The following is a 16,888-nucleotide window of genomic DNA, read 5'->3' as shown; positions in this document are numbered from 1 at the left end:
GACAGACGCGGCGACCGATGGTAGCGCCTGCGATTGCGTCCAAAAAGCAAGTAGGGACATGACGATGGCGGAAACGGCTGGTAGGGCACAGAACGGAATTCTCGGCTGGATCGAACGAAGCGGTAACAAGCTGCCCGACCCGGTATTCCTGTTCTTCTGGCTGATCGCGATCCTGGTTGTGATTTCCGTGCTCGCCAGCCTTGCCGGACTATCGGCAGCCCATCCCACCGAGATCGACCCCGATACGGGCGCGGCGACAATTATCAGCGCGGTCAGCCTGCTGAGCGCGGAGAATATCCAGCGGCTGTGGGTCGACATGCCTGCAACCTTCACCCATTTCCATCCGCTCGGATACGTGCTGGTGGTGATGCTGGGCGCCGGTGTGGCCGAGCGCGCCGGACTGTTCGGCACCGCCATGCGCGCCGGCGTGCGCAATGCGCCGAAATTCCTGCTGACGCCGATCGTTGCGCTGGTCGGCATGATGGGCAATCTGGCGGCCGATGCTGCCTATGTCGTGCTGATCCCACTGGCGGGCATCATTTTTCATGCCGCAGGCCGCCATCCGGTTGCGGGCATCGCGGCAGCCTTCGCAGGCGTCTCGGGTGGCTTTTCGGCCAACCTTCTGCCGGGCCAGCTCGATGCACTGCTGTTCGGGATTACCGAAGCCGCGGTCGAAACCGTCTTTGGCGACTTCACCGCCAATATCGCGGGCAATTGGTATTTCATCGCCGCCATGACCTTCGTCTTCCTCCCGGTCATCTGGTGGGTAACCGACACGATCATCGAACCGCGACTGGGTAAGTGGAGCCCGGCAATGGCGGGCAATGCCGTGTCGCCCGAACAACAGGGCGAAGTGGCCGATGGCGACCGCGCTTTGACCGAAGCCGAGCACAAGGGGCTGCGCAGGGCCGGTCTCGCCGCCCTTTTCGTTGTCGGGCTGTGGCTGTTCTTCACGCTTGGCCCGGGCACCCCGCTAATCGACGAGGAAGCATCGCCCGAGGCCCGGCTGACGCCGTTTTATCAGAGCCTGGTCGCCGGGTTTTTCCTGCTGTTCCTTCTCGCCGGCTGGGCCTACGGCAAGGCGGCAGGCACGATCGAAGACCACCGCGGGCTGGTGAAGATGATGGCCGGGGCGATGGAAGACCTCGCCTACTACCTCGTCCTTGCCTTCGCGGCCGCGCATTTCGTCGCCATGTTCGCCTGGTCGAATCTCGGCCTGATCCTGGCCGTCAACGGCGCCGATTTCCTTGGCAATAGCGGTTTGCCCGCCTGGGCACTGCTCGCCGCGATCATCGTGGTCTCGGCCCTGCTCAACATCTTCGTCGGCTCGGCCAGCGCCAAGTGGGCGCTGCTTTCGCCCGTGCTGGTGCCGATGCTGATGCTGCTGGGTATCACGCCCGAAATGGCCACCGCCGCCTATCGCGTGGGCGACGGGGCGACCAACATCATTACCCCGCTGATGGTCTATTTCCCGCTGATCCTGATCTTCTGCCAACGCTGGCAGAAGGACTTCGGGCTTGGCAGTCTGGCCGCGACCATGCTGCCTTATTCGGTCGGCCTGCTGCTTGCGGGTCTCGCCATGACGATCGGCTGGGTGGTGCTCGACCTGCCGCTAGGACCGGGTGCCGAGGTGTTCATGGAGGCGCCGACCGCGGCGACGCCGCCCGCATCAGCGGGCTGATCAGTCCTCGTCGTCGAGGTCGCGCACGACCTTGGGATCGCTCAGCAGCTTCTCGATCCGGTCCGCTTCGTCGAAGCTTTCGTCGGGCTGGAAATTGAGCCGCGGCGCGAATTTGAGGCCGAGACGCTGGGCGACCTCTTTCTGGAAGAAGGCCGTATTGCCCCGCAGCGCCTTGAGCACCACGGTCTCGTCCTCGCCCAACAAAGGCTTCACATAGGCTTTCGCATTGCGCAGGTCGGGCGTCATGCGGACCTCGGTGACCGCGATATTGCTGGCTGAAAGCACATCGTCATGCGCCTCGCCGCGCGCGAGCAGTTCGGACAGGATATGCCGCACGCGTTCGCCCACCTTGAGTACGCGAACCGATTGCTGTTCGGGCGTGGAATGCTGGTGCTTGGCCATCACGTGTTTCCTGTCGGTCGCGGCGTGGGAATGGCGGTACTGGTCGCGCGGGCTAGCAGCTTGCCTGCCTCGTCGAACAGCTCGCCCTCGAGAAAGATCACCTTGCGCCCGCGCCGCACGACGCGGCCCTTGCCGATCAGCGGCCCTGCCATCACCGGTTTGAGCAAGCTCATCGAGATTTCGAGGTTGAGCGGTGCTTCGGCACGATCGGTCGCCCAGACATGCGCCCAGCCCATGACCTCGTCGAGAAAGCCCGCGACAAGTCCGCCCTGCACGCTGCCGCGCGGGGTGATGAAACTGTCGGGTGCAGTGAAGCGGAGCGTGATTTCCTCACGCTCCGCATCGAAATTATCGAACTCCACCCCCATGAGATCCGCATGTGCGGCTCCGAGAGCGTGCTTGGTCACGTCCCCACTCACAGCGTGCGTTCACGCTCCTCGACTTCGAAGACTTCGAGCTGGTCGCCCGGCTTGATGTCGTTCGTATCGGCAAGCACCACACCGCATTCGAGGCCTGCGCGGACTTCGTCGACGTCGTCCTTGAACCGGCGCAGCGAGGCGATGGTGGTGGCCGAGACGATGACATCCTCGCGCGTAAGGCGTGCGTGCAGCCCCTTGCGGATGGCGCCTTCCTCGACCAGCAGGCCGGCGGCCTTGTCCTTCTTGCCCGAGCGGAACACTTCCTTGACGGCAGCACGGCCGACGACGTGTTCGATCCGCTCCGGACCCAGCTCGCCCGCCATTTCCTTCGCGATTTCCTCGGTCAGGTGATAGATGACGTCGTAGTATTTCATTTCCACGCCGTCGCGCTTCACCAGTTCGCGTGCCTTGGCATTGGGGCGGACGTTGAAGCCGATGATCGGCGCATTCGAGGCCGAAGCCAGGCTTACGTCGCTCTCGGTGATCGCGCCCACGCCTGCATGCAACACGCGGACCTTGATGTCGTCGTTCGAGAGGTTGTGCAGCGCGGTCGTGATCGCCTCGACGCTGCCCTGCACGTCGGCCTTCACCAGTACGGGGAACTCGATCACATTGGCCGCAAGGTTGTTGAACATCGTATCGAAGCTGGTCGGAGCAAGCGCGGTGCGCTTCTCGGTCGCCTTTTCCTGACGATATTCGGCCACTTCGCGAGCGCGCTGCTCGTTCTCGACCACCGTCAGCACGTCGCCGGCAGACGGCACACCGCCAAGACCGAGGACTTCGACCGGCATCGACGGCCCGGCCTTCTTGATCTGCTTGCCCTGATCGTTGACGATCGCGCGAACACGGCCGCTTTCGGTACCCACCACGAAGGTGTTGCCCCGCTCCAGCGTACCGCGCGTGATCAGCACGGTGGCGACCGGGCCGCGGCCCTTGTCGAGCTGCGCTTCGATCACGGTGGCTTCGGCCATCCGGTCGGGATTGGCCTTTAGTTCGAGCAGTTCAGCCTGCAGCGCGATCTTTTCAAGCAGTTCGTCGAGCCCGGCCTTGGTCTTGGCCGAAATTTCGACGTCCTGCACATCGCCCGACATTTTCTCGACGATCACTTCGTGTTCGAGCAGGCGCGTGCGGATATTGTCCGGATTGGCTTCGGGCTTGTCCATCTTGTTGATCGCCACGATCATCGGGACGCCCGCAGCCTTGGTGTGATTGATGGCCTCGATGGTCTGCGGCATGATGCCATCGTCGGCGGCCACCACCAGCACCACGATATCGGTGACATTGGCACCGCGCTGGCGCATCTCGGTAAAGGCGGCGTGACCCGGCGTATCGAGGAAGGTGACCAGATCGCCGCCCTTCGTCTTCACCTGATAGCTGCCGATATGCTGGGTGATGCCGCCGGCTTCGCCCTTCACGACATTGGCACCGCGCAGCGCATCGAGCAGGCTGGTCTTGCCGTGATCGACATGGCCCATGATGGTGACGACCGGCGGACGCGGCTTGAGCGTTTCTTCCGGATCGACATCCTCCTCGGCGGCGATATCGACATCGGCTTCGGAGACTTTCTGGATATTGTGGCCGAACTGATCAACGAGCAGTTCCGCGGTATCCTGGTCGATCGTCTGGTTGACGGTGACCATCATGTCGAGATTGAAGAGCTCCTTGACGAGGTCGGCCCCCTTCTCGCCCATACGCTTGGCCAGTTCGCCAACCGTAATGGCCTCGGGAACGACCACGTCGCGCACCTGCTTTTCACGCGGCTTGCTGGAGCCACCGCCCTGCATGCGGCGTTCCTTTTCACGCGCACGCTTGAGCGCAGCGAGGCTGCGGGCGCGGCGGCCTTCGTCCTCGTTCAGGGCCTTCTTGACCGAAAGCTTGCCCGAACGGCGCTTGTCGGGTTTCTCTGCTCCGCGCGCGGGCTTTTCTTCTTTCTTCTTGCGCTCCGGTTTCTTGGGCTCAGGGCGTGCCACGGGTGTGAAGCGGCGCGGGGCCGGTGCGGGCGTGCCGCTCGGCTTCTCCTCCTGTTTGGGAGGAGCCTCTTTCGAAGTGGCGGCAACGTCTTCCTTCGGCGCGTCCTTGAGTGCTTCCTTGGCCTTCTTGGCTTGTTCGGCAGCCTGCCTTGCAGCGTCTTCCTCGGCCTTGCGGTTTTCCTCGGCGCGCTTCTTCTCGTCCTCGGCGGCCTTGCGAGCCTGCTCTTCCTCACGCTTGCGCGCTTCCTCGGCGAGACGCAGACGCTCTTCCTCGGCCTCGCGCTGAAGGCGGGCAACACGTTCCTGCGGCGTCTCACCGGCAGGAACGGCCTTCTTCTTCGGTGCGGGCTTCTGCGCCACCGGGGCGGGGGCCGGTTCCGGCGGCGGCGGCGGTGGAGGCGGGGGCGCTGCCTCGCCCGGCTTCACAAGCTTGCGGCGGCGCTTCACCTCGACCGCGACCTTGTTGGTGCGGCCGTGGCTGAAGGTCTGCTTGACCTCGCCCGGCTGAGCGCCCTTCAGGGTCAGCGGTTTGCGGGCTGGCTTCTTGTCGTCGTCGCTCATTCTGGCTCGTTTCTCTTCGTCTCAATCGTTCAATTCGTCGTCGGCGCGTGCGGAAACGCGCCCATCAGCGGCGGGCAGGTCGTGCCCCAAATAATGCGTAAGGCGCGTAAGGGCCTTCATCACCCTCGCTGCCGCGGCTTCATCGGCAAGCGCCAGATGGACGACATTGTCGCGGCCCAATGCCACAGACAAAGCGTCCCGGTCCAGAGGCAGTTCGACACCGCGCTCGCCAGACCCTTCCAATTCGCGTCCCACGCGCCAGGCCTGGTCGAGCTTTTTGCGCCCGTCCTCGCTCGCATCGCTGGCATGCAACAGCAGTGCGACCGCCCCGCCGCGCGCCGCTTCGGCGATGCGCTGGGTACCCAAGATAAGACTTCCCACGCGCATTTCGAGACCCAGCCGGTCGAGCAGTACGCGCGTGAGCGCATTCTCGACCAGTTCGGGCAGGTTGCCCGCCAGTTCGAGATCGCCCGTCTTAAACGCTCGCGAAAGTGCGCCCTTCAGCCTGCCCTTGGCCTGTGCCTCGGCAAATTCATCGCGCGAAACGCCGATCCAGGCACCGCGTCCGGGCGCCTTCTCCTGCGCATCAGGCAGCACCAGTCCAGCGGGCGAGGCAACCAGCCGCACGAGCGTTTCGCGCGGGGCCGTCTCCCCGGAGAGGATGCAGCGCCTCTCGGGCTCCGTTTTACGGGGCCGTCGGGCTTCAGCGATGTCGGACGTCAGGCGCTCATTGGGTGGAGTCCGCATCGGCGGCCTCCTGCGTATCGGTCGTCTCGGCGGGGGCCGGAGCTTCCTCTTCGTCTTCGAACCAATGCGCGCGGGCAGCCATGATGATCTCGTTGCCCTGCTCTTCGGTCAGCCCGAATTCGCCCAGCACGCCGCCCTTGTCCTGCTCGCGCATGGGACGGTCACGGCGCATCGGCGGGCCGTCGGGATTGTTGCGGCGGCGCGGCGCTTCGCGCTTCTTCTGGATCAGCTCGTCGGTCGCCAGATCGGCCACATCGTCGAGCGTCTTCAGGCCCGCCTTGCCGAGCACGACCAGCATCGCCTCGGTAAGATGCGGCAATTCGGCCAGATCGTCTTCGACACCAAGCTCGCGGCGTGCCTCGCGGTGCGCAGCTTCCTGGCGGTCGATCGCTTCCTGCGCACGGCTCTGGAGTTCTTCGGCCAGTTCCTCGTCGAAACCTTCGATCCCGGCGAGTTCTTCCAGCTCGACATAGGCGACTTCTTCCAGTTCGGCGAAGCCTTCGGCGACGAGTAGCTGCGAGAGCGTTTCATCGACGTCGAGTTCCTCTTCGAACATCTTCGAACGCTCGGCGAATTCCTTCTGGCGCTTCTCCGAGGCCTCTTCCTCGGTCATGATGTCGATCTGGTTGCCGGTCAGCTGACTGGCGAGACGCACGTTCTGGCCGCGGCGACCGATGGCGAGGCTGAGCTGATCGTCGGGCACGACCACTTCGATGCGGCCATCTTCCTCGTCGAGCACCACGCGGCTCACGGTAGCCGGCTGCAGCGCGTTCACGATGAAGGTCGCACCGTCTTCGGACCAGGGGATGATGTCGATCTTTTCGCCCTGCAATTCCTGCACGACGGCCTGGACGCGGCTGCCCTTCATGCCGACGCAGGCGCCGACCGGATCAATGCTGCTGTCATGGCTGATGACACCGATCTTGGCGCGGCTGCCCGGATCGCGGGCGGCGGCCTTGATCTCGATGATGCCATCGTAGATTTCGGGCACTTCCTGCGCGAACAGCTTCTTCATGAAGTCGGGATGCGCGCGGGAGAGGAAAATTTGCGGGCCGCGATTGTTGCGCTCGACCTTGGTGATGAGCGCGCGGACACGCTCGCCGACACGGGCGGCTTCGCGCGGGATCTGCTGATCGCGGCGAATGACGCCTTCGGCGCGGCCGAGATTGACGATCACATGGCCGAATTCGACCGACTTGATCACGCCGGTGATGACTTCGCCCGCGCGGTCCTTGAATTCTTCGTACTGACGCTCGCGCTCGGCATCGCGGACCTTCTGGAAGATCACCTGCTTCGCGCTCTGCGCGTCGATACGGCCCAGATCGACCGGCGGCAGCGGATCGACGATGAAATCACCGATCTTGGCATCGTCCTGAAGCTTCTGCGCCTGCTTGAGGTCGACCTGCTTGAAGTAGTCTTCCACTTCTTCGACCACCTCGACCACACGCCACAGGCGCAGATCGCCGGTCTGCGGGTCGAGCTTGGCGCGGATATCGTTTTCCGCGCCGTAACGATTGCGGGCAGATTTCTGAATCGCCTCTTCCATCGCCTCGATGACGATCGCCTTGTCGATCATCTTTTCCGAGGCGACCGAGTTGGCGATCGCGAGGAGTTCAGCCTTGTTGGCGGAAATGGCACTGGCCATCAGTCGTCTGCCTTTTCTTCTTCGATGTCGTCGGCACCGCTCGTGTCGAGCGGCTGAGTGGCGGCGATCAGCGCGTCGGTCAAGACAAGCTGAGCCGAATGAATCTGGTCGCGGGGGATAGAAACCACTCCCGCCTTGCGATCGTCGATGATCACTGTGTCGCCCTCGATACCCTGAAGCGGACCGCGCAGATTGCGCTGGCCGTCATAGCCCTTGGCCATCGATATCTTGGCCTCGTGCCCCGCCCAATTCGCGAAGTCCTTCGCGCGGGTCAGCGGGCGGTCGATGCCGGGGCTGGAAACTTCGAGGTGGTAGGCGCCCTTAATGAGAACCTCGCCAGCTTCCTCGAGCGCATCAATCCGATCGGATACACGGCGCGAAAGCGCGGCGCATTGATCGATGACGAGCTGGCCGGTCGCCGGATCTTCGGCCATGATCTGCAGCGCCTCACCGCCGTCACCGGCTTCAGAGGGCATCATCTTGACGCGCACGAGCTCGAAGCCGAGCGCCTTTGCCTCGGGTTCGATCACTTCGGTCAAGCGTGCCAGATCGGCCATTCAATCTCCAGAATACGCGTTCAATGCGCCTACGGGGTTTCGTGCCGGCCCCTCGCGGCGCCAGCCCCTCCAGTGTCGCGACAATGTCGGGATGGGAAGTCAGATAGGCGCGAGTCCCTCGAAAAGCAAGCGACGATCAGCCATCATCGGCGAGAGCATGCTTTTTGATGCAATGGCGCAGTTGGTCGTAAGTCAGCCCCAGCGCCTTGGCGGTCTGTCGCTGGTTCCAGCGATGCTTGCCCAGCGCAAATTCGACGATCTGCTTTTCATGCGCATCCACCGCCGCGCGCAGGTCGTCGATACTTTCGTAATCGGTGCCTTGCGGCGCGGGCCGTACCGCAGTCGCCGCAATGCCCGCCCTCTCGCTGCTTGATGGAAGTCCTGCGGGTTTCCAGGGGCTGTCAAAGGGATCGAACACGACATGTCCGATAGGCTGGCCCCAATCGTCCCAGCGATATGTTGCCCGTTCGACCACATTGCGAAGCTCGCGAACATTGCCGGGCCAGTCATGCTTTTCGAGCTGCTCGGCAACGTGCGGCGCGAATCCGGGCCACCCTTCCCAGCCGAGTTCCGCCGCCATGCGACGGCCGAAATAGTCGGCCAGGACGGCAACGTCCCCATCCCGCACACGCAGGGGGGGCAAGGTGATGACTTCGAAGCTGAGCCGGTCGAGCAGGTCGGCGCGAAAATCCCCGCGCGCCGCCTTGGCGGGCAAATCCTCATTGGTGGCCGCAACGATACGCACATCCACCCGCGTAGGACGACTCGATCCGATCCGAGTGACTTCCCCATATTCCACGGCGCGCAGCAGCCTTTCCTGCGCGCCCATGGACAAAGTGCCCAGTTCGTCGAGAAATAGCGTCCCCTTGTCGGCTTCTTCGAACCGTCCCGCCCGCACTCTGGTAGCACCGGTAAAAGCCCCGGCTTCGTGACCGAACAATTCGGCCTCGATCAGTGTTTCGGGCAAGGCGGCGCAGTTCATGACCACGAGGGGTTCGTCCCACCGGGTGGATAGGCGATGAAGGCGTTCGGCGATCAGTTCCTTGCCGGTCCCCCGTTCGCCTATGACGAGAACCGGCCGCCGCATGGGCGCCGCACGACTTGCCCGTTCGACTGCATCGAGAAAGGCGCCCGATTGGCCGATAAACTGATTTTCCCGCTCCATGGCCAAGATATAGGGAAATTTCCCAATGCTTGGCAATAAAAACCAATCCGTGAGTTCGGAAAAACCCTTTAACCGTTGGTTTTCCGTGACTTTCCCAGTTTGGCACGAGCTTTGCTGAATATTGGACAACAGCAACACCGCCACATGGCCCCAGGGAGGTAACCCAAATGTACAACCGCAGCTTTTTCCGCAGCCAGCTTGGACAGGCTGCCATTGCCAGCATTGCGGCAATGGCCACTTTCGTTCTGCTGAGTTCGCAGATCGCGGTTACCACACCCACACCCGTCGTGGCGGCATACGAACAGGTCGAGATCGCATGACTTTGCCTCCCGACCACGATCCCCTAGGGCCGGAGCGCATCTCCCCCGACAGTCCCAACGGCAACATTGCCGAAGGCGCTTCGGCCCGCCCCCGCTTGTCGCGTATCGAGGAAGAGGTAGAACGGCTACGCCGCTCCCCGACTCCGACCCGCGACGGCGGACGGTCCAAGGGATCGGACTTTTTTTCCAGTGGAGCACCATTGATGGGCATTTTCAGCCGTACTCGCGATATCATCGCCGCCAATTTCAACGACATGCTCGACAAGGCGGACGACCCCCAGAAGATGATCCGCATGATCATCCTCGAAATGGAGGAAACTTTGGTCGAGGTCCGCGCCAGTGCTGCGCGCACGATCGCCGATCAAAAGGAAATGCACCGTCATTCGGTCAAACTAGATAAGCTTCAGGCCGATTGGAACGAGAAGGCGCAGCTTGCCATCTCGAAGGATCGCGAAGACCTCGCCCGCGCCGCGCTGGTCGAGAAAAAGAAGGCGGCCGATATGAGCGAACAGCTCAAGCAGGAAATCGCCGTGCTCGACGATGCGCTGCGTGCCTATGAACAGGACATTCAGAAGCTGCAGAACCGCTTGCGCGAAGCGCGCAGCCGTCAGACGGCCATCGCCGCCCGGCTCGAAAGTGCGGAGAACCGCGTGAAGCTGCGCAGCCTGATGACCAATGAACGCGTCGACGATGCCCTATCGCGCTTCGATCAGCTGGAACGCCGGGTCGACTATGCCGAAGGTCGCGCCGATGCGCTGAGCATTGCCGACAAATCGGACAAGCCGAGCCTGTCGGACGAGATCGCCGCGCTGGAAGGCGCCGATGCGATCGACGACGAACTCGAACAGATGAAAAGGGCGCTCGGCAAAAGCAGCGCCGACAAGGAGGACTGATCCGTGGAAGAGATCTTTGCAATCGTTGCCATATTCATCGGCCTGCCGTGGATCATCCTCCACTATATCACCAAGTGGAAGACTTCGGCCACCATCACCACCGATGACGAAGCTCTGCTCGAAGAGCTCTACAGCCTCGCCAAGCGCCTCGACGACCGCATGGACACGGTCGAACGCCTGGTCGCCAGCGACAATCCCGAATTTCGTCCCGCCCGCCTCGTTCATGACAGCGAACAGGACAATCAGCAGCTGCGCGAACTCGAACAGCTGATGGCCGAGAAAAAAGGAGCAACCAAGTGAACAGCCCCCGTACCACGCTTTACCGCGACAAGCAGAATGCGAAACTGATGGGTGTCTGCTCGGGCATCGCGGACTATACCGGCGTCAACGTTTTCTGGGTCCGCCTGGGCTTCCTCGGCCTGACCTTCATGTCCGGCGGTTCGACCATACCGTTCTACTTCATTGCCGGTCTGCTGCTGAACAAGAAGCCATCGCACCTCTATGTCGATCATGACGAGAGCAAATACTGGCAGCGCGTCCGTCAGAATCCGAAGCGCACGGCCCGCGAAATCCGCGCCCGGATGAAGGATGTCGATCGCCGTCTGGCCGATGTCGAGACCTTTTACGTCAGCAGCAATCCGCGGCTGACCGCTGAAATCGAACGCCTCCGCTAAGGCCATCAGGAGGGGGGAGGAACCATGGAAAATATCGGCGTATTTGTCCCGATCATCGCGCTGATGATCCCGATCGTGGCGATTTGGACCAAGCATCAGCAGAAGCTCGCGCAAATGAACGTCCAGACCACCGCCCAGGCTACCGCCGAAAAGGCCGCGCAATACGCCAGCAAGGTGCAGGACCTTGAAGATCGGGTTCGCGTCCTCGAACGTATCGTGACCGACAAGGGCTACGACGTGGCGACCCAGATCGAAGCGCTGCGCGACCAGCGCTCGGTCGAGGAACGCGATGGCGGTGTAGCTTTGGACATCAAGCAGGGAGAAAGAGCGTAATGGAACTCCTGACCGAAACCGCGATCATCTCCGGCGTCGCCATAATGGCCACGGGCTGGGTGGTTACCACCTGGATGCGGATCAAGAACGGCTACCCGCTCGAAAACAGCTGGGGCAAGGCTGTCTACCCGAAAAACGATCAGGCCGTGGAACGCGTGAAGCTGCTGACGCAAGAGAACGCCGAACTGCGCGCAGAGCTCGGCGCGCTCAAGGACCGGCTCGGTAATGTCGAACGCATCGTGACCGACAGCGGTTATCATCTAACCGCCGAATTCGATCGCCTGCGCGATGACAGGGAGGCCAATTGATGGACGGCGATCTGTTCTTGATCTTCGCCTTCATCCTGCTTGCGGGCATCATCATCCTCACCTTCGCCAATGTCACGCACCGGCGCGCCAATGCTCACGAGGAAAAGATGGCCGAACTGAGGGCGCGCAAGGCCGAAGCCGAAAGCGGAGGCGGCATTGCCGCGGCCGATCATCGCAAGCTTGAAGAACGCATCCGCGTGCTCGAACGGATCGCGACCGACAGCAATCACGCGCTCGCTTCGCAGATCGAGGAATTGCGCGACCTGCAGGAGATCGAAGACCGCACCGCGCCGCAGGAGTACACGCAATGAGCGGTTGGGTAATCGTTGCGATCATCGCGATCCTGGTCTGGGGTGTAACCCAATGGAATCGCGCAAGGCACGGTATCGTGACCGATGAATACGGCAATGAAAGCCGTGCAGCATCCGACGACGCCGAAACAAGGCGCGAGATCGAGGAACTGCGCGAACGGATCAAGGTGCTCGAACGGATTGCGACCGACAGCAATTCGCTCGATGCCCGCAAAACGAAGAGGATCGCCGCCGAAATAGAAGCCCTGCGCGACAAGCAGGCGGATTGAGGGCGGCAGGGTTCAAGGAGGACATGAGGTGATGTTCGAACCGACAATGATAATCGCAGGCGCATCGCTGGTCGGTCTGACCATCGTCGCGGGTGCGCTGCTCAGGGCCTGGCATGGCTGGCTTGCCCTGAAACGCCAGGAACTGGAACGCGCGCGCGGCAGTGAGGAACACGATGGCGGTTCATCGATCGGTGCCGCACGCATCGAGCTTTCCGACCTGAAGGAGCGGATCAAGAAGCTCGAAGCGATCGCGAGCGGAGTGGATCTGTGAGCGTCGCGCGAACCGATGCGGCGCGGGCCGGGATCGGCCTCGGCAGCGCCATCGCGGTCGCGATCAGTTGGGGTTTGCACCAGTCGATTATCTGGGCCGCGATCCACGGCTTTTTCGGCTGGTTCTATGTCGTATATTACGCGTTTACCCGTCCCGGCGGCCTGTCCGGCTGAGGTCGATGGACGCTTGCCGACCAGCCCGCTAAGGGCGCGCTATGCGCACACTTTCCGACATTGCCGAAGAATACGAATTTCTCGACGCCGACGAACGCTATCGGCTTCTGATCGAGCTTGGCCGCGAGCTTGAAGACATGCCGCAAGCGCTCAAGACCGATGCCACTCTGGTGCGGGGCTGCAGCGCGCAGGTCTGGGTCTATCCCACCGGCGCCGAAGAGAAGCTGCATTTCCTGGCCGACAGCAATGCCGCGATCACGAAAGGGATCGTAGCCTTGGTGATTTCCGCCGTGCAGGACCAGCCTGCGCGTGAAGTCGCACAAATGGATATCGCCGCGGTGCTCGAACCCTTCGATCTCAAGAACCAGCTTTCCAGCAACCGCACCCAAGGCGTGCCCAATATGATCGCACTGGTGAAAGAACACGCCGCGCGCATCGCAGCGGGATGATATGAAGCGCCCGGTCTATAAGGGTCTGGGCTTCGTTGCGCTGGGATTGGGCGCGATCGGGGCAGCGCTGCCGATCGTACCGACAGTGCCGTTCCTCTTGCTCGCCGTCTATTTCTTTGCCCGGTCGAGCCCGGAGCTGGAACAGAAAATCCTCGACCATCCGCATTGGGGACCGCAGGTGCAGGATTGGCGCGAACGCCGCGCGATCAGTCGCCGCGCCAAGACCATGGCGATCGGCGCCATGGCGACCGGTGCGGTGTTCACGTGGTACACGCTGGGCCATCCCTGGTACTGGATATCGATAGCCATACTCGTCATCTGCGGGGGCTGGATCGCGACGCGCAACGAGTGACTCTCGGAACCGGGCAGGTCCTAAGCCGTTGAATTGACGAACGACGGGAGGGTAGACGAAAGGACACCCTCAATGGCAATTCTCATTCTGATCGCGACCATCTTGCTGCCCCCGCTCGGTGTTGCCCTGAAACACGGCCTCGGCGGGACGACGCTTCTGAACCTCGTGCTCACGCTGCTCGGCTTCATTCCGGGCCTGATTCACGGGCTGTACGTCAATTACGCGAAGTAACCCCGCGCCAGATATGGTCGGTTAAACTTAGAAGAGCATTCCCGAGGCCGGGACCGTTTGCGCGGTCTCGGCCTTTTCCATGGAGGCCGCCTTCTCCTCGCGATGCATTTCGAATGTCCCGTTCATATCGAACAGGCTCCACACTCCCGAGACGACCATTCCATCGCCGGAGAGCTGCCCGACATAGTCGACCGGATTTTCGTAGCCTTCCACAGGATCGATGTAGGTCTTGGTGAAATCGACCGATCGGCCATCGCGATGGCCGGAAATCTCGGCACCGATTGTCCGTTTTGGCTGGAACAAATCCGGTTCGATCACCGAGCCGGAAAACCGTCCGCCCTTGTCCGATATACGCACACGAAACGGCGTGATTGCCAGGCCTCCGGGATAGCTGAAGCTGCCATCCCAATCGCCGGACAAGTCGAGCGGATCGGAGATGGGCTCAGGCTCCGGCGCTTTCGCGGACCACGGCGATCCCTGCTTCGCGCTGTCGCCTGAGTTCCGCCTTCAGCTTGGCCGGATCGCGCGCGAAGACGAAGCCGAAGCTCACCCCGCCTTCCTTGCCGACAGTGGCATGATGCAGTTTGTGCGCCTGAACCAGGCGCTTGGCATATCCCTTTTTCGGGACCCATCTGAAATAGCGCTGATGGACGAGCCCGTCGTGAACCAAGGTATAAATGACCCCGTAAAACAGGATGCCGAGGCCGATCCACGTGCCCGGCCACCAGGCGTTTTCACCCATCACCCATTCGCTCCCCAGCGCGAACATCGAAATACTCATTGCCGCGCCGACGATGGCGTAGAGATCGTTCTTTTCGAACATCTTGTCGTGCGGTTCGTGATGGTCGCGGTGCCAGCCCCAGCCGAAACCATGCATGATGTATTTGTGGCTTGCCCACGCCACCCATTCCATCGCGAAGATGGTGGCGAGGACGAGAAGGGCGGGAACCAGAAAATCCATGATGCTCGGTATAAAGGCTATCGCATCGCAGGCAAAGCCCACTTGCAGGCACTATTCGCCGGCAAAGGGTTCCTGCTTGCGAGGAAGGCCAAAGAAGGTTTCCGCCACATCGCGGCTGATGCGCGCAGGCCGCAGGCTTTCGGCATCGATGCAGCACCACATGCTTTTCACCTCGGCGAGCACATCCTCCCCGCGGCGGATCACCGTATTGTAGAAACTGCGCGCGCCGGCGATCTTCTCGAGCACCGTTTCGGCGATCACCTCGTCATCGAGGAACGCAGGTTTCCGGTAGGTGATTTCGTGCTTCAGCGCGACCCAGGCCTTGCTGGCCACCTCTTCTGCGGGGGCCAGCTTTTGCCAGTGCGCCAGAACTGTATCCTGCACCCAGTTCAGATAGCGCGCATTGTTCACGTGCCCCATGAAGTCGATGTCCGAGGGAATCACTTTGATCGGGAAGGAAAATGGCTTTGCTGACATGCCTGTTAATAGAGCAGAGATAGGTTAAGTTTGGAAGACTCTGGATTTGCCTTTTTGCAGGCGTGGCAAAGCTGCCGCACACTCCGCCCCGATGGCCAGCAAACCGCGCACACTCTACGAGAAGATTTGGGACAGCCACGTTGTCGAACGGCTCGATGACGGAACCTGCCTGATCTATATCGACCGCCACCTCGTTCACGAGGTCACCAGCCCGCAAGCCTTCGAGGCGCTACGCCTCGCAGGCCGCAAGGTGCGGCGTCCCGATCTTACCCTTGCCGTTCCCGACCATAATCTGCCCACGACGGCGCGCGTGGCGGCGGACGGATCGCGGCTTCCGATCGAGGACGCGCAAAGCGCCGCGCAGCTTGCCGCGCTGGAACGCAACGCACCGTCTTTCGGCATCGACTATATCGATGCGATCGCGCCCGAGCAGGGTATCGTTCACGTCGTCGGGCCGGAGCAGGGCTTTTCGCTGCCGGGCGCGACCATCGTCTGCGGCGACAGCCACACCGCCGCGCATGGCGGCGTGGGGGCGCTGGCCTTCGGCATCGGAACGAGCGAAGTCGAGCATGTGCTGGCCACGCAGACTCTCCAGCTGCGCCAGTCGAAATCGATGGAGATACGCGTCGAAGGCACGCTCGGCCCCGGCGTCACCCCGAAGGATCTGATCCTGCACATCATCGGCGTGATCGGAACCGCCGGCGGTACGGGCCATGTGATCGAATATCGCGGGCGCGTTTTCGAAGAGATGAGCGTCGAGGGCCGGTTGACCGTCTGCAATATGAGCATCGAAGGCGGTGCGCGCGCAGGCCTGATCGCGCCCGACGACAAGGTGTTCGCCTATCTCCAAGGCAAGCCCTACGCACCCAAGGGCGAGGACTGGGATCGTGCCGTGGAATGGTGGCGTTCGCTTGCCACCGACGAGGGGGCGGCCTTCGACAAGTCGATCGTCATCGACGCCGCCGATGTCGAGCCTACGGTCAGTTGGGGCACGAGCCCCGAAGACGTAGTGCCCGTGGGCGGTCGCGTCCCTTCTCCCGATAGTTTCGCCGATCCGTCCAAGCAGGAAGCGGCCAGGAAAAGCCTCGATTACATGGGCCTCGCGCCTGAGACCCTGATCGAGGACATCGCGGTCGAGAACATCTTTATCGGGAGCTGCACCAACAGCCGGATCGAAGATTTGCGCGCCGCCGCGGAAGTGCTGAACGGACGCACCAAGGCGCCAAGCGTGCGCTGGGCCATTGTCGTGCCCGGTTCGGGTCTTGTGAAGCGACAGGCAGAAGCCGAGGGACTCGATCGCATTTTCACGAATGCAGGGTTCGAATGGCGCGAACCGGGCTGTTCCGCCTGTCTTGCTATGAACCCGGACAAGGTACCGCCGGGCGAACGCTGCGCTTCGACCAGCAACCGCAATTTCGTGGGCCGCCAGGGGCCGGGGGCGCGAACGCATCTCGTCAGCCCCGCCATGGCCGCCGCCGCCGCTGTCACCGGGCGTCTCACCGATGTACGCAAGCTGCCCCCTTGCCAAGCCGATGACTGCTAACCATTGAGGGAACATGACCAAAAAGCTCTCCGGAAAAGCCGCTATCGCCGGAGCCATCGGCTCCGCCGCCGTCGCCGCAGCCCTGCTCTATGCGAACAAGCGCAAGGAAAGGAAGAACGCCCCGAAACAGCCGGGGCCTATTCCCTCGGGGGAGAATCCCGAAACCGATTGAGTTC

Annotated in this window: 26 protein-coding genes; 16 read left to right on the top strand and 10 right to left on the bottom strand. The window is 62.2% G+C overall.

Annotated features, from left to right (window positions below):
* Positions 1-58: 58 nt before the first annotated feature.
* Positions 59-1,681 (top strand): AbgT family transporter, encoded by a 1,623-nt coding sequence (locus MUY37_RS04950; RefSeq protein ID WP_499194276.1) that lies wholly within the window; start codon positions 59-61, stop codon positions 1,679-1,681.
* On the opposite strand, the gene rbfA is transcribed toward MUY37_RS04950, so the two are convergent.
* From rbfA to pspF, 7 genes are all read right to left on the bottom strand, one after another.
* Complete coding sequence (gene rbfA, locus MUY37_RS04945; RefSeq protein ID WP_499194275.1) at positions 1,682-2,083, bottom strand: 30S ribosome-binding factor RbfA; 402 nt, start codon at positions 2,081-2,083, stop codon at positions 1,682-1,684. It lies immediately after the preceding gene.
* Complete coding sequence (locus MUY37_RS04940; protein WP_368735717.1) at positions 2,083-2,490, bottom strand: PaaI family thioesterase; 408 nt, start codon at positions 2,488-2,490, stop codon at positions 2,083-2,085. The genes rbfA and MUY37_RS04940 overlap by 1 nt, the downstream gene beginning before the upstream one ends.
* Positions 2,491-2,498: 8 nt before the next feature.
* Positions 2,499-5,033, bottom strand: a complete 2,535-nt coding sequence (infB, locus tag MUY37_RS04935; RefSeq protein ID WP_499194274.1) for a translation initiation factor IF-2 — start codon at positions 5,031-5,033, stop codon at positions 2,499-2,501.
* 21 nt (positions 5,034-5,054) lie between these two features.
* Complete coding sequence (locus MUY37_RS04930) at positions 5,055-5,780, bottom strand: DUF448 domain-containing protein (RefSeq protein WP_499194273.1); 726 nt, start codon at positions 5,778-5,780, stop codon at positions 5,055-5,057.
* Positions 5,761-7,425 carry a transcription termination factor NusA gene (gene nusA / locus MUY37_RS04925; protein WP_499194272.1) on the bottom strand — a complete coding sequence of 555 codons (1,665 nt, stop codon included), beginning with the start codon at positions 7,423-7,425 and terminating at the stop codon, positions 5,761-5,763. Before nusA ends, MUY37_RS04930 begins: the two co-directional genes overlap by 20 nt.
* Positions 7,425-7,982, bottom strand: a complete 558-nt coding sequence (rimP, locus tag MUY37_RS04920) for a ribosome maturation protein RimP (RefSeq protein ID WP_499194271.1) — start codon at positions 7,980-7,982, stop codon at positions 7,425-7,427. The genes nusA and rimP overlap by 1 nt, the downstream gene beginning before the upstream one ends.
* Positions 7,983-8,118: 136 nt before the next feature.
* Entirely contained in the window at positions 8,119-9,147 is a 1,029-nt protein-coding gene (gene pspF, locus MUY37_RS04915) for a phage shock protein operon transcriptional activator (RefSeq protein ID WP_499195114.1), read from the bottom strand.
* A 167-nt stretch (positions 9,148-9,314) separates the two neighbouring features.
* Between pspF and MUY37_RS04910 the strand changes: the two genes are divergently transcribed.
* From MUY37_RS04910 to MUY37_RS04850, 13 genes are all read left to right on the top strand, one after another.
* Entirely contained in the window at positions 9,315-9,467 is a 153-nt protein-coding gene (locus tag MUY37_RS04910) for a hypothetical protein (protein WP_174223752.1), read from the top strand.
* Between the two features lie 2 nt (positions 9,468-9,469).
* Complete coding sequence (pspA, locus tag MUY37_RS04905; RefSeq protein WP_499195113.1) at positions 9,470-10,360, top strand: phage shock protein PspA; 891 nt, start codon at positions 9,470-9,472, stop codon at positions 10,358-10,360.
* A 3-nt stretch (positions 10,361-10,363) separates the two neighbouring features.
* On the top strand, positions 10,364-10,660 hold the full coding sequence (gene pspB / locus MUY37_RS04900) for an envelope stress response membrane protein PspB (protein ID WP_499194270.1): 297 nt from the start codon (positions 10,364-10,366) through the stop codon (positions 10,658-10,660).
* Positions 10,657-11,034 carry an envelope stress response membrane protein PspC gene (gene pspC, locus MUY37_RS04895; RefSeq protein WP_236926140.1) on the top strand — a complete coding sequence of 126 codons (378 nt, stop codon included), beginning with the start codon at positions 10,657-10,659 and terminating at the stop codon, positions 11,032-11,034. Before pspB ends, pspC begins: the two co-directional genes overlap by 4 nt.
* Before the next feature lie 24 nt (positions 11,035-11,058).
* The gene (locus MUY37_RS04890) at positions 11,059-11,367 is read left to right on the top strand and encodes a hypothetical protein (protein ID WP_499194269.1); all 309 of its coding nucleotides are present in this window, start codon (positions 11,059-11,061) and stop codon (positions 11,365-11,367) included.
* Complete coding sequence (locus tag MUY37_RS04885) at positions 11,367-11,675, top strand: hypothetical protein (RefSeq protein WP_499194268.1); 309 nt, start codon at positions 11,367-11,369, stop codon at positions 11,673-11,675. The genes MUY37_RS04890 and MUY37_RS04885 overlap by 1 nt, the downstream gene beginning before the upstream one ends.
* Positions 11,675-11,986: a hypothetical protein gene (locus tag MUY37_RS04880; RefSeq protein WP_499194267.1), complete on the top strand. Its 312-nt coding sequence runs from the start codon at positions 11,675-11,677 to the stop codon at positions 11,984-11,986. The genes MUY37_RS04885 and MUY37_RS04880 overlap by 1 nt, the downstream gene beginning before the upstream one ends.
* The gene (locus MUY37_RS04875) at positions 11,983-12,255 is read left to right on the top strand and encodes a hypothetical protein (RefSeq protein ID WP_115417394.1); all 273 of its coding nucleotides are present in this window, start codon (positions 11,983-11,985) and stop codon (positions 12,253-12,255) included. Before MUY37_RS04880 ends, MUY37_RS04875 begins: the two co-directional genes overlap by 4 nt.
* A gap of 31 nt (positions 12,256-12,286) precedes the next feature.
* The gene (locus MUY37_RS04870) at positions 12,287-12,526 is read left to right on the top strand and encodes a hypothetical protein (protein ID WP_499194266.1); all 240 of its coding nucleotides are present in this window, start codon (positions 12,287-12,289) and stop codon (positions 12,524-12,526) included.
* Positions 12,523-12,699: a hypothetical protein gene (locus tag MUY37_RS04865; protein WP_499194265.1), complete on the top strand. Its 177-nt coding sequence runs from the start codon at positions 12,523-12,525 to the stop codon at positions 12,697-12,699. The genes MUY37_RS04870 and MUY37_RS04865 overlap by 4 nt, the downstream gene beginning before the upstream one ends.
* Positions 12,700-12,740: 41 nt before the next feature.
* Positions 12,741-13,148 (top strand): SufE family protein, encoded by a 408-nt coding sequence (locus tag MUY37_RS04860; RefSeq protein WP_499194264.1) that lies wholly within the window; start codon positions 12,741-12,743, stop codon positions 13,146-13,148.
* Position 13,149: 1 nt separating this feature from the next.
* The gene (locus tag MUY37_RS04855) at positions 13,150-13,500 is read left to right on the top strand and encodes a YbaN family protein (protein ID WP_499194263.1); all 351 of its coding nucleotides are present in this window, start codon (positions 13,150-13,152) and stop codon (positions 13,498-13,500) included.
* 72 nt (positions 13,501-13,572) lie between these two features.
* Positions 13,573-13,731 carry a YqaE/Pmp3 family membrane protein gene (locus tag MUY37_RS04850; protein ID WP_115417400.1) on the top strand — a complete coding sequence of 53 codons (159 nt, stop codon included), beginning with the start codon at positions 13,573-13,575 and terminating at the stop codon, positions 13,729-13,731.
* A gap of 27 nt (positions 13,732-13,758) precedes the next feature.
* Here the strand turns inward: MUY37_RS04850 and MUY37_RS04845 are convergent, their stop codons facing one another.
* From MUY37_RS04845 to MUY37_RS04835, 3 genes are read right to left on the bottom strand one after another with little or no spacing between them, the layout of a single operon-like run.
* Complete coding sequence (locus MUY37_RS04845; protein ID WP_499194262.1) at positions 13,759-14,151, bottom strand: hypothetical protein; 393 nt, start codon at positions 14,149-14,151, stop codon at positions 13,759-13,761.
* A gap of 22 nt (positions 14,152-14,173) precedes the next feature.
* Positions 14,174-14,692, bottom strand: coding sequence for a sterol desaturase family protein (locus tag MUY37_RS04840; RefSeq protein WP_499194261.1), 519 nt, complete (start codon positions 14,690-14,692; stop codon positions 14,174-14,176).
* Between the two features lie 51 nt (positions 14,693-14,743).
* Positions 14,744-15,169 carry an acyl-CoA thioesterase gene (locus tag MUY37_RS04835; protein ID WP_499194260.1) on the bottom strand — a complete coding sequence of 142 codons (426 nt, stop codon included), beginning with the start codon at positions 15,167-15,169 and terminating at the stop codon, positions 14,744-14,746.
* Between the two features lie 91 nt (positions 15,170-15,260).
* Here MUY37_RS04835 and leuC point away from each other — a divergent pair, with 91 nt between their 5' ends.
* Together leuC and MUY37_RS04825 are read left to right on the top strand one after the other, a co-directional pair.
* A complete protein-coding gene (gene leuC, locus MUY37_RS04830) occupies positions 15,261-16,712 on the top strand; it encodes a 3-isopropylmalate dehydratase large subunit (RefSeq protein WP_499194259.1) in 1,452 nt (483 codons plus the stop codon).
* Between the two features lie 13 nt (positions 16,713-16,725).
* Positions 16,726-16,884 (top strand): isopropylmalate isomerase, encoded by a 159-nt coding sequence (locus MUY37_RS04825; protein WP_115417406.1) that lies wholly within the window; start codon positions 16,726-16,728, stop codon positions 16,882-16,884.
* Positions 16,885-16,888 lie beyond the last annotated feature (4 nt).

This window comes from Qipengyuania sp. ABI-127-1 (assembly GCA_022953095.1).
Taxonomy (GTDB): domain Bacteria; phylum Pseudomonadota; class Alphaproteobacteria; order Sphingomonadales; family Sphingomonadaceae; genus Qipengyuania.
The sequence above is the reverse complement of the archived record's forward strand: the minus strand, read 5'-3'. Positions and strand labels throughout refer to the sequence as shown.

Excerpts from the sequence above, each read along its gene's own strand:
- MUY37_RS04950 (WP_499194276.1), top strand. The coding sequence starts at position 59 with ATGACGATGGCGGAAACGGCTGGTAGGGCACAGAACGGAATTCTCGGC.
- rbfA (WP_499194275.1), bottom strand. The coding sequence starts at position 2,083 with ATGGCCAAGCACCAGCATTCCACGCCCGAACAGCAATCGGTTCGCGTA.
- infB (WP_499194274.1), bottom strand. The coding sequence starts at position 5,033 with ATGAGCGACGACGACAAGAAGCCAGCCCGCAAACCGCTGACCCTGAAG.
- MUY37_RS04930 (WP_499194273.1), bottom strand. The coding sequence starts at position 5,780 with ATGCGGACTCCACCCAATGAGCGCCTGACGTCCGACATCGCTGAAGCC.
- nusA (WP_499194272.1), bottom strand. The coding sequence starts at position 7,425 with ATGGCCAGTGCCATTTCCGCCAACAAGGCTGAACTCCTCGCGATCGCC.
- rimP (WP_499194271.1), bottom strand. The coding sequence starts at position 7,982 with ATGGCCGATCTGGCACGCTTGACCGAAGTGATCGAACCCGAGGCAAAG.
- pspF (WP_499195114.1), bottom strand. The coding sequence starts at position 9,147 with ATGGAGCGGGAAAATCAGTTTATCGGCCAATCGGGCGCCTTTCTCGAT.
- MUY37_RS04910 (WP_174223752.1), top strand. The coding sequence starts at position 9,315 with ATGTACAACCGCAGCTTTTTCCGCAGCCAGCTTGGACAGGCTGCCATT.
- MUY37_RS04890 (WP_499194269.1), top strand. The coding sequence starts at position 11,059 with ATGGAAAATATCGGCGTATTTGTCCCGATCATCGCGCTGATGATCCCG.
- MUY37_RS04885 (WP_499194268.1), top strand. The coding sequence starts at position 11,367 with ATGGAACTCCTGACCGAAACCGCGATCATCTCCGGCGTCGCCATAATG.
- MUY37_RS04880 (WP_499194267.1), top strand. The coding sequence starts at position 11,675 with ATGGACGGCGATCTGTTCTTGATCTTCGCCTTCATCCTGCTTGCGGGC.
- MUY37_RS04875 (WP_115417394.1), top strand. The coding sequence starts at position 11,983 with ATGAGCGGTTGGGTAATCGTTGCGATCATCGCGATCCTGGTCTGGGGT.
- MUY37_RS04870 (WP_499194266.1), top strand. The coding sequence starts at position 12,287 with ATGTTCGAACCGACAATGATAATCGCAGGCGCATCGCTGGTCGGTCTG.
- MUY37_RS04860 (WP_499194264.1), top strand. The coding sequence starts at position 12,741 with ATGCGCACACTTTCCGACATTGCCGAAGAATACGAATTTCTCGACGCC.
- MUY37_RS04855 (WP_499194263.1), top strand. The coding sequence starts at position 13,150 with ATGAAGCGCCCGGTCTATAAGGGTCTGGGCTTCGTTGCGCTGGGATTG.
- MUY37_RS04850 (WP_115417400.1), top strand. The coding sequence starts at position 13,573 with ATGGCAATTCTCATTCTGATCGCGACCATCTTGCTGCCCCCGCTCGGT.
- MUY37_RS04840 (WP_499194261.1), bottom strand. The coding sequence starts at position 14,692 with ATGGATTTTCTGGTTCCCGCCCTTCTCGTCCTCGCCACCATCTTCGCG.
- MUY37_RS04835 (WP_499194260.1), bottom strand. The coding sequence starts at position 15,169 with ATGTCAGCAAAGCCATTTTCCTTCCCGATCAAAGTGATTCCCTCGGAC.
- leuC (WP_499194259.1), top strand. The coding sequence starts at position 15,261 with ATGGCCAGCAAACCGCGCACACTCTACGAGAAGATTTGGGACAGCCAC.
- MUY37_RS04825 (WP_115417406.1), top strand. The coding sequence starts at position 16,726 with ATGACCAAAAAGCTCTCCGGAAAAGCCGCTATCGCCGGAGCCATCGGC.